This is a genomic window from uncultured Microbulbifer sp., assembly GCF_947489355.1.
Taxonomy (GTDB): domain Bacteria; phylum Pseudomonadota; class Gammaproteobacteria; order Pseudomonadales; family Cellvibrionaceae; genus Microbulbifer.
In genome coordinates this window covers 1-10,137 of sequence record NZ_CANLDD010000084.1, presented here as the reverse complement: position 1 = coordinate 10,137, position 10,137 = coordinate 1, and the positions used below count along the sequence as shown (strand labels likewise).

Sequence of the window (10,137 nt, the reverse complement as noted above, 5' to 3'; positions counted from 1 at the left end):
GAGATTACGAGATTACGAGATTACGAGATTACGAGATTACGAGATTACGAGATTACGAGATTACGAGATTACGAGATTACGAGATCACCTCTGCCGAAGTACACGAGTCCCAGGAGTTCTATAAACTGCGGAGCGACAACACTTCCAAAGATGTTTGGGCAGAAAGTGCTTACTACAGTGAAGGAAACGAGATCAAGCTGAATGCGATGGGATACCGCTGCCATGTGCATAAGAAAGGGAGCCGGGCTAAGCCTCTCTGCAAGCAAGCCACGGAAGAGAACCGCCGCATGCCCAGAGTTAGAGTCGAGCACGTGTTTGGATCAATGGAAAATGAGCAGGGCGGTATGCTCATACGGATTATTGGAATTTTGCGCGCTTCGGTTAAGGTTGGCGTGAAAAATTTGGTGTACAGCATACGTCGATTTGTAAGCTTTCAGAGCCAATGTGCACCTGCTACATGAGGAATAAGGAGGAAGTTTCCTTAGAACAGACCGAAATAGCTCTAAAACCCATTAAATAGCAGTTTTTCTCGACCTTTAATGAAATTATGGTCGATAAAGAAAAGAGAAACACCGGAGGCACTGAATTTTGCAGTTTTATGTGGCTTCATAGAGGTGCCCTTTAGTAAGAATAGGATATTAGGCTATCTCGATGTGAGTCAGAGTATAATGGTCTAGGTGGTTCTGGTGGGCTGTGTTATAAAAAATGTGTAGTGTTGAGGTATGATGACAACTTGTTAGGTTCGGAAGATGAATAAAATAAATAGTTCAAAGAATTTACTGTGGATTATGAGTTGTGTTCAATCTCACTTGTTGGATGTTTTTCATGGCAAGCTGCCGAGTAAGGAAATAGCTAGTTCACTAACAGATTTTTCTCCAAAAAAAAATAGAGATAGAGATATCTTTATATGTGTTGCCCCTGAGACTGCTGTGGCATTAGCTGTTGATTCTGGGGAAGACTATATGGGTATCTTGCAAAGTTGGAGGCAGGAGGCTGAATTTATAATTCGATCTTTAATCAATGTATCTAAAGATTCTGCTGTGCTTTTTTATGAAGATTTTGCGTCATCCCCAACGAATAATATTAAAATGTTAACTGACACGTTCGACTTAGACTCTAAATTATTTTTTTCTGAATTGCCAAACATTAAGCGGCCAAGCCAATTAGCTATATCCTTGTCTGCAAAGCTGGTTCAGAGGCAGCGTGATGTGCAGGTATTGATAGATAAGCTGCAACAAAGGTCGATGCTTCCTAGGTTAAAGAAGCCATATCTTGATGGTCAGGAGTTACTGTATCTATTGGATGAGATAAGAGATAAAAATACACAGATAAAATTAACAAAGAAAAATGCAGCCCAGCATAAAGAAGAAAATAATATCTTATTGAAGCAACTTTTACAAGCTGAGATGGAACTTAAATATTTTTTCGTTAACTCAAAAATCATACCTGAAAAGGGAAAGGTTATGGGGTCAATGAATTTATTCCGTTTTAACTTGATTTATAATTCTTTAAGACAATTAAAAAAACTGATTAATCCTAAAAACCCTACTATTTGGCGTTTAACATCTTCACTGCGTGAAAGAACACGCCCGTTAAGACTTAAGTTGGTTAAGCAATATAATTTATAAATTTCCAGTATCTGTACTGCATTCCATTATTTTTCATAGTTTGAGATCTTTATGTCAGTAGATAAGGTTCAGGAATTTTTTAGCTTGGGACTGGATAAAGTGGCATCGGTAATTGATGGCAACAAAAATTACGATCAAATATTAGGCATACGCTTAAATAGGTTGGAATACATTGAAGCTGAAGATGAGGATGGTTGTATTACTTATCTCCGAGCTTTTCATATTTTTCAAAGAAGAATATCCAAGATTAGCCTTAATATACATAAGCTTCATCAGAACAAAGAGATTATTGCGTATGGATCTACTAAAAATAATAAAAGAGAGCTTGACTTTGTTTCCAAACTTTTATTACGAAATGAATTTAGAAGCAGTTTGACTAATATACATGATCTAGCGAAGATAGAGATTCCTTTCTCGGACAATGATATACCTTCTATTTTGACTGCAATTAAGCACTTTTTAATTTTAAGGAGAAAAGTAAGTAAGGGTCTACTGCATCAAATTATAAATTATGCAGTGGCTTTTTTTTCTTGTGTTGAGACTTTGAAGGAGACTAAAGCAAAGATTTTTGTTGTAGCAAATGATCACTCTCCTGTCCCTGTTGCGTTCACAATTGCTGCGCGTTTACGAGGAATCGCTACTTTGTATGTTCAGCATGCAGAAGTAACTAATATATTTCCCAGCAATGATTTCGATTTCTCAATATTTAGAAATATTATCTCGAGAGAAATATACTGCTCACTTTCTAAAAGCAAATTAAATCCGAATATTTGCCTTCCTCGCCAGGAAGGGAGTTTAGTTCCTGGTGAAATAGTATCTGCTAGAAAGTATCTTAAATCTGCATCGGAATGCCTTATTGTTATATATCCCAGTAGTGTTTTTCAATTAGAGGAATTGGAAAAACTTATTAAGGTGTTACAAGCAAATACACGAGTACGGAAGGTCTTTATCAAACCACACCCTGGGTTTAGGCATAAAGAAATATTAGTAGATATTGGTGTCGATTTGGTTGATTCTATTCCGGATTTTCCGCATATTGCTATCTGTGGAAATTCTTCAGTGGTTATCGAGCTTTTAGCAAATGGATTTTTAGTTTATCAATATTTTGAGCTAGATAATATTAGTAGAGATTACTATGGTTTTGTGAGTTCTAGATTAGTATCTAGTCTAGATTTAAACGATTGCAAAGAGAGATTTTGGTGTGAGAAAAGTGAAGAAAATATTATTTCTATTTTAGGGAGATATTTGCCACAGTTAGATACGATGGAAAATATATTAGAGCGAGCCAGAGAGAAGTTATTTTTCAATAATGTATTGCACTCCACTAAATGTAAAGGACGCTTGAAGAGGGATTCTCTTAGAGAATATCAACTGTTGCGTGGCCTACTTTGTTTGAATAATAGCTTTGTGCGGGATAAAGGACATATAAGCTTTGACCAGCATAATGATTTTTGGACCATAACAACTCTAAATTCTTACTTCGATGCAAGGCTAACTGCTCTTAATAAAGTATATGAATGTGTTGACATGATTTCCTGCGAATCAGTGCTTGAATTTTGGTTAAACTCAAAGAAAATTGAGTGGACAGGGTATAAACCTTCTAAAAACGAACTTGAAACCTTGATGAGTTTTGTTTGGCACTTTACAGGAGATCGCAAAGCAGTTAAATGGATGGAAACAAAGATGTTTGATTTAATCATGCGACATGGAGAAGCAGGTAATATGATAAATCATCTTGATAGTATAAGGTTTTTTAGTTTTGCAGAAACTGGTATAAATCGAAGAGTTGCCTTTACTCGATTCGTTAGAAATCTATCTCCTCAGCCAACTGTATTGATAAAATATTTAGAAAGTGGGATCGGAAAATTAACCGCATTAGAAGAATTGAAGTTGTCTGTGCAGTCTATGGTGGATCTTAAAGGTTTTACTACATATAAAAATTTTAGAGAGGTTGAAGTAGAGTTTTTAAAGGCTCTGCCGACGATACAGGCTGAGTATGCGCAATTCGTTGGTGAAGTTTATGAGCAGTTAGGAGATCGGGCTAGGTTTATTGATGTTGCTAGAGATTATAAGGTGGCAGATGATTTTATGAATTTTATCAAGAAAAAGATAAAGCTTCATGAGGGATTTTCATTTATACGGCTTAGTGATGGAGAGGGATATTTATTCCGTGAATTCTCTCACATTTTTAAATTTGATGATGCTCTTAATAGGGAGAGGCATTGGTGGGGTGAACATATTCCTGAAAATGTCAGAGCAAGTGTCATAAGAGCTGGTACGAACGCTGTTAAAAATGCCGATATAATAGGTATTCCAAGTATTTATCGTTTTCTTAGAGACCACTCTAATAACTCCAAGTCTCTTCAAAGTACTTTGCAAGGTCGAGGTTTACTGTCAGTCTTGAAAGGTATTAAAGCTCTTGATAGTGAGGAGAAGTATTATGCCGATGACAAATCTAATGTAGCGATTTTTAGCAAAATTGAAAATATCCAAGAGCTATGTAAACTGGCAAACAAAGTTATTGTTGTCTCAAGTGGTAATGGTGATGTTTTGAAGTCTAGAATTGGGACTTACTTTAATTTAGTTACTGTCAATGTACCAACGCACTATAAAACATTGAATAATGGTTGTTACGTAAAAGCTGGTATAAGTTTGCCATATGTCTTTCAGGATATCGGTGATAAACTAAAAGACATTGTTAATCAAGGGGATTTAGTACTTGTAGGAGCTGGTGTTGCGGGAAAGGGTTTTATAGATATAGCAAAAGCACAATCTGCTATTGGCTTAGATCTTGGAAGTGTGATGGATCAGTTTCTTGAGGCTGGAATTCATTCCTTATATTAATTTTGGAGTATAAAAATGTTTGATAATTCGAGCATTTTAGTTACAGGTGGAACAGGTTCCTTCGGCTATACATTTATCCCAATGCTTTTGAATAAATATGCTCCAGATAAGGTGATTATATTTTCTCGTGATGAAATGAAGCAGTGGGAAATGGCAAAAAAATTCCAAAATGATCAAAGAGTACGTTTCTTTATTGGGGATGTTAGGGATCGAGGTAGAATTTATAGGGCACTTGATGGAGTGGATTATGTAGTGCATGCAGCGGCGACTAAAATTGTACCTACAGCAGAATATAATCCATTTGAGTGCATTAAAACCAATGTCAATGGAGCAATGAATGTCATAGATGCCTGTATCGATAAAGGAGTGAAAAAAGTTGTTGCGTTATCAACAGATAAGGCGAGCAGCCCGATAAATCTATATGGTGCCACAAAATTAACATCCGATAAGTTATTTGTGGCTGGAAATTCCTATGCAGGATCTCACAACACCCGCTTTTCAGTTGTTCGTTATGGAAATGTAATGGGATCAAGAGGATCCGTAATCCCTTTCTTTATGTCGATTCGTGGAGACAGAAAACTGCCGATTACTGATCCTAGAATGACTCGTTTTATGATTTCCCTTGAACAAGGTGTCGAGCTAGTGTGGCACACATTTAGAGATATGGAAGGTGGAGAAATTTATGTCAAAAAAATTCCGTCAATGAAAGTTACTGATATTGCAAAAACTATTGCACCCGATGCCGAGCATAAAATTGTAGGTATTCGACCGGGAGAAAAACTTCATGAGCAAATGATCAGCACAGAGGACTCTTTCTACACTTATGAATATTCTGAGTACTATAAAATTCTTCCGGCAATTCATAATTGGGATAAAGATATTAACAGAATTAAGCTTGGGGAGAAAGTTCCTGAAGGTTTTATATATTCTAGTGATAATAATTCAAATTGGATGACTGAGGAAGAACTTGGTTCTTGGATCGATCTTAATAAAAAAAAGATTGGGAGTATTTAAGTGATTCCTTATGGACGTCAAGATATTACGCGGGCCGATATTGACGCTGTCATAAAGGTTCTCACTTCGGACTTTCTTACTCAAGGTCCAATGGTACCTCACTTTGAAAAAAGCGTGGCTAGCTATGTAGGTGTAAGGTATGCGATAGCAGTTAATAGCGCTACCTCGGCATTACATATTTCTTGCTTAGCTCTTGGGTTGGGAAGTGGCGATACCCTATGGACTAGCCCTATTACTTTTGTCGCCTCTGCAAATTGTGCGCTTTATTGCGGGGCAAAAGTAGATTTTATTGATATTGACCCAAGAACATACAATATATGCCCTATATTGCTTGAGAAAAAGTTAATAGAGGCAGAAGAAAAAGAATGCTTGCCTAAGGTTATAGTAGCTGTTCATCTATGCGGGCAATCATGTGAAATGGAAAAGTTTTGGCTACTGGGACAGCGCTTTGGTTTTAAAATAATAGAGGATGCTTCTCATGCTATTGGTGGAAAATATAAAAATTATTTTATTGGAAATTGTCGATTTAGTGATATTACAGTTTTCAGCTTTCACCCTGTTAAAATAATTACAACTGCTGAAGGTGGAATGGCAGTAACAAATGAAAACGCGGTTGCTGAAAAGTTGGCATTATTGCGTAGTCATGGTATTACCCGAGATGTATCAATGATGTCTCATGAGTCTGATGGGCCATGGTATTATCAACAAATTGAACTAGGTTTCAATTATCGTATGACTGAGCTTCAGGCGGCTCTTGGAGTTTCTCAGCTCAAGCGCTTAGACTCTTTTGTAGTACGAAGACACGAATTGGCAGCTCGCTATAATGAGCTGTTAAAAGACTTTCCGATTAAGACACCGTGGCAGAATCCTGACAACTATTCTGGGTATCATTTATACGTAATCCGGCTGGAGGTTGAAAAACTAAGTGTAAGTCATCGCCAAATATTTGAGTTATTGCGGGAAGATGAAATTGGCGTTAATCTGCATTATATTCCAGTACATACACAGCCTTATTATCAAAATCTTGGGTTTCGTGTAGGTGATTTTCCTGAAGCAGAGCGTTACTATTGTGAAGCAATTAGTTTGCCGTTATACCACGGCATGACTGATGCTCAACAGGATACAGTTAGGTTTGCATTAGGTAGAGCTATTGGATTATGAAATTTGCAGTTATCCCAGCACGAGGTGGAAGCAAGAGAATTCCACGAAAAAATATAAAAATTTTTGGTGGACAACCAATGATTGCATGGTCAATAGAGACTGCCCGAAATAGCGGATGCTTTGATCAGGTAATTGTTTCTACTGATGATTCCGAAATTGCAGAAATAGCTGTAAGTTATGGGGCCAAAGTTCCCTTTATTCGACCCGCTGAATTATCTGATGACTTTACAGGTACAATTCCAGTTGTTCGTCATGCGATTGAGTGGCTTCAAAGCCAGTATGTGAACATTGAATATCTATGTTGTATATATGCAACAGCTCCATTTCTAAGTGTGAAAGATATTGATAAAGGTTTGCAGTTATTAATTAATTCAAATGCGAATTATGTATTTTCTGTGACAAGCTACGCTTTTCCTATACAAAGGGCGGTCCGCATGAACGACTCCGGCCGGATTGAAATGGTCTACCCTAAACATTTTGGTACTCGTTCCCAAGATCTAGAGCGGGTATACCATGATGCTGGCCAGTTTTACTGGGGAAAAGCAAAGGCGTGGTTAGAGGAGAAGGTTATTTTTTCCTCCAATACTATTCCTATATGCCTACCTAGGTATCGAGTTCAGGATATTGATACTCCTGAAGATTGGGAGCGAGCTGAAATAATGTTTCGAGTAGCGCGGATGCACGATAGGAGTTGAATATGATGAAAATTGTATTTCGTGTTGATGCATCACTACGAATAGGGACCGGGCATATAATGCGTTGCTTAACTCTTGCTAGGGAGCTTGAAAGGCGCGGAGCTAGCTGTCACTTCATATGTAGAGAATTTCCATGCAATTTATTACACTTAATTGAAAGCAAAGGCTTTGCACTGTCTGCCCTTCCATATATACAATATAAAGTTGCTATAGAAAAAAAGAAATACGATGATACAACAAAGCATACATCCTTGTTAAGGTGTGACTGGAAAGTAGATGCAGAGCAAACAATATCTATTATCACCAAATTAAAGCCAGATTGGCTGGTTGTTGATCATTATTCCCTTGATAAGTCCTGGGAGTCAAAGGTCAATTCATATGTTGACTATCTAATGGTAATTGATGACCTTGCTGATCGTGCTCATATATGTGATTTACTTCTTGATCAAAACCTAGGACGTTCTTTTTCTGACTATTCTAATCTGATTCCAGAGGACAGTTTAAGTCTGCTAGGTCCGGAATATGCTCTGCTACGACCGGAATTCTCAGAATTGAGGAATTATAGTATGCAGCGAAGATCTGCGCCCCAGTTAAATAAGATTCTTGTTTCTATGGGTGGAGTCGATAATCTTAATTCAAGTGGGCAAGTGCTTAATATATTGGAGGTATGTAATCTGCCAATAGATTGTCAAGTTTCAATTATCTTAGGGCGACACTCTCCCTGGATAGGTAAAGTCCAAGAGGCTACTGAGAGATCAAAATTAAATGTAAGATTGTTTTGCGATGTTACTGATATGGGGCAGATGTTGGCAGATTGCGATATTTCAATCGGAGCTGCTGGAATTACTTCATGGGAACGAGCTTGTCTAGGCGTACCTTCATTAATAGTTATTCTTGCCGAAAATCAACGGGTCGGCGCTATTGTTCTAGGTGATTCTGGAGCTGCAAAATTAATTGGGGAACCAAAAGATATTGAAGTTAATCTGCCTTTGTTGATATCAGAAGTAAAAGATCAAAAAACAATGATTATGATGTCAAATTTGGCTGCTAATATTACTGATGGATTTGGAGCTAAAAGAGTAGCAGATACGATGGAACTGGTATCTAGTAGTGAGTGATGATTCAATTCGTAAAATGACTGACTCTGACTTGGATATGGTTTTGGAGTGGCGTAATCACATCGACGTTCGGAAGTATATGTTTACTCAGCATGTAATAAGCTGGGTTGAGCATAAAAGCTGGTATGAACGATGTTTAAAGATACCAACGAAGCACTTACTAGTTTTCCAACTACAAGGAACTCCGCACGGTTTTATTAGCTTTAGTCAAATTGAGGGCGGTAAAATTGCCGACTGGGGATTTTATACTGCACCTATCGCTCCGAGGGGAACGGGGCAACTTCTAGGGAAGGAAGCAATAAATTTTGCTTTTACAAACCTTGGGCTATGTAAAATTTGTGGTCAAGCTTTATCATACAACGAAAAATCAATTAACTTTCACTTGAGATTCGGTTTTCAACAGGAAAAAATTCTGCGAGTTCAGGATCTCGATGAAAGGAACGCTCGCACTGTTATTTGTTTCGGTCTATTAAAAAATGATTGGTACATGAATCAAAAGGGGAAAGTATATGTTGGATAATCCTAGCATTACAATTGCCGGGCGTCGAATATCGACATTGAATGCACCATATATTATTGCTGAGTTATCAGCTAATCATAACGGAAAACTTGAAACCGCTATTAGGTTATTGAAAGAAGCTAAACGTGCGGGTGCAGATGCAATAAAGCTACAAACTTATCGCCCGGATACAATCACTTTAAAAAGCAATTATCAGGACTTTAGAATTAAAGGAGGGCCCTGGGCGGGAAGAACTCTTTACGACTTATACCAAGAAGCTCACATGCCCTGGGACTGGCATAAGCCCTTGTTTGAGTTGGCTAAGGAACTTGAAATAACAATCTTCAGTTCCCCTTTTGATGATACAGCAGTTGACCTATTGGAAGATTTGAATGTGCCTGTATATAAAATTTCCTCGTTTGAAGCGATTGACCTACCGTTAATAAAATATGTTGCGAGCACAGGAAAGCCAATGATTATCTCAACTGGTATGGTAGATAAAGAGGAAATTCAAGAGGCGATTTTTACTGCAAAGGAGGGGGGATGCAAAGAAGTCGCTATCCTTCATTGTGTGAGTGGATATCCAGCTCCCCCAAAAGATTACAATCTAAGGACTTTAGCTGACATGTCTAAGAGATATCAGTTGGTGACAGGCCTCTCTGATCACACATTAGGCAATACAACTGCTATTGCTAGCATTTCATTAGGTGCCTCAATCATAGAAAAGCACTTCACTTTAGATAGAAGTGCAGGTGGCCCTGATGATAGCTTTTCTTTAGAGCCCTCAGAATTGAAAGCGTTATGTGAAAATAGTAAAACAGCCTGGGAAGCCTTAGGGTTTGTCAATTATGGGTTTAAATCAAGTGAGCAAGAGAATATCCAGTTCAGACGTTCTCTATATTTCGTTAAGGATTTACTAGAAGGTGAAACTTTAACAAATGATCATATTCGAAGTGTAAGGCCTGGTTACGGTCTGCCACCGAAATACTTAGAGAAAATTATCGGTCGAAAAATAAAAGTTTCTGTGAAAAAGAATAAACCTGCACTGAGCGAGTATTTCTTTGATTAGGATAAAATAGTAACCCGGCAGTTATTAAGTTCCCTAGATTCAACTTGTAAGTGCATATCTCAATGGAGCTAGAAAAAGCGGCCAGTTGCCCGTAGGCTTCTCGCTTTTT

General features: G+C 37.8%; 8 protein-coding genes and 1 pseudogene. All 9 read left to right on the top strand.

Annotation, left to right across the window (positions count from 1 at the left end):
- A pseudogene (locus Q1A48_RS19720) lies at positions 1-461 on the top strand (hypothetical protein); the annotation flags it as partial.
- A gap of 288 nt (positions 462-749) precedes the next feature.
- On the top strand, positions 750-1,628 hold the full coding sequence (locus tag Q1A48_RS19715; RefSeq protein WP_299948349.1) for a hypothetical protein: 879 nt from the start codon (positions 750-752) through the stop codon (positions 1,626-1,628).
- 51 nt (positions 1,629-1,679) lie between these two features.
- Positions 1,680-4,472 carry a hypothetical protein gene (locus Q1A48_RS19710; protein ID WP_299948347.1) on the top strand — a complete coding sequence of 931 codons (2,793 nt, stop codon included), beginning with the start codon at positions 1,680-1,682 and terminating at the stop codon, positions 4,470-4,472.
- A 15-nt stretch (positions 4,473-4,487) separates the two neighbouring features.
- Positions 4,488-5,486 (top strand): UDP-N-acetylglucosamine 4,6-dehydratase (inverting), encoded by a 999-nt coding sequence (gene pseB, locus Q1A48_RS19705; protein ID WP_299948345.1) that lies wholly within the window; start codon positions 4,488-4,490, stop codon positions 5,484-5,486.
- Complete coding sequence (pseC, locus tag Q1A48_RS19700; RefSeq protein ID WP_299948343.1) at positions 5,487-6,647, top strand: UDP-4-amino-4,6-dideoxy-N-acetyl-beta-L-altrosamine transaminase; 1,161 nt, start codon at positions 5,487-5,489, stop codon at positions 6,645-6,647.
- Positions 6,644-7,342: a pseudaminic acid cytidylyltransferase gene (pseF, locus tag Q1A48_RS19695; RefSeq protein ID WP_299948341.1), complete on the top strand. Its 699-nt coding sequence runs from the start codon at positions 6,644-6,646 to the stop codon at positions 7,340-7,342. Before pseC ends, pseF begins: the two co-directional genes overlap by 4 nt.
- Positions 7,343-7,344: 2 nt before the next feature.
- Positions 7,345-8,460: a UDP-2,4-diacetamido-2,4,6-trideoxy-beta-L-altropyranose hydrolase gene (gene pseG, locus Q1A48_RS19690; RefSeq protein ID WP_299948339.1), complete on the top strand. Its 1,116-nt coding sequence runs from the start codon at positions 7,345-7,347 to the stop codon at positions 8,458-8,460.
- Complete coding sequence (gene pseH, locus Q1A48_RS19685) at positions 8,453-8,980, top strand: UDP-4-amino-4,6-dideoxy-N-acetyl-beta-L-altrosamine N-acetyltransferase (RefSeq protein ID WP_299948337.1); 528 nt, start codon at positions 8,453-8,455, stop codon at positions 8,978-8,980. Before pseG ends, pseH begins: the two co-directional genes overlap by 8 nt.
- Positions 8,970-10,028: a pseudaminic acid synthase gene (gene pseI / locus Q1A48_RS19680; protein WP_299948335.1), complete on the top strand. Its 1,059-nt coding sequence runs from the start codon at positions 8,970-8,972 to the stop codon at positions 10,026-10,028. The genes pseH and pseI overlap by 11 nt, the downstream gene beginning before the upstream one ends.
- Positions 10,029-10,137: the final 109 nt, after the last annotated feature.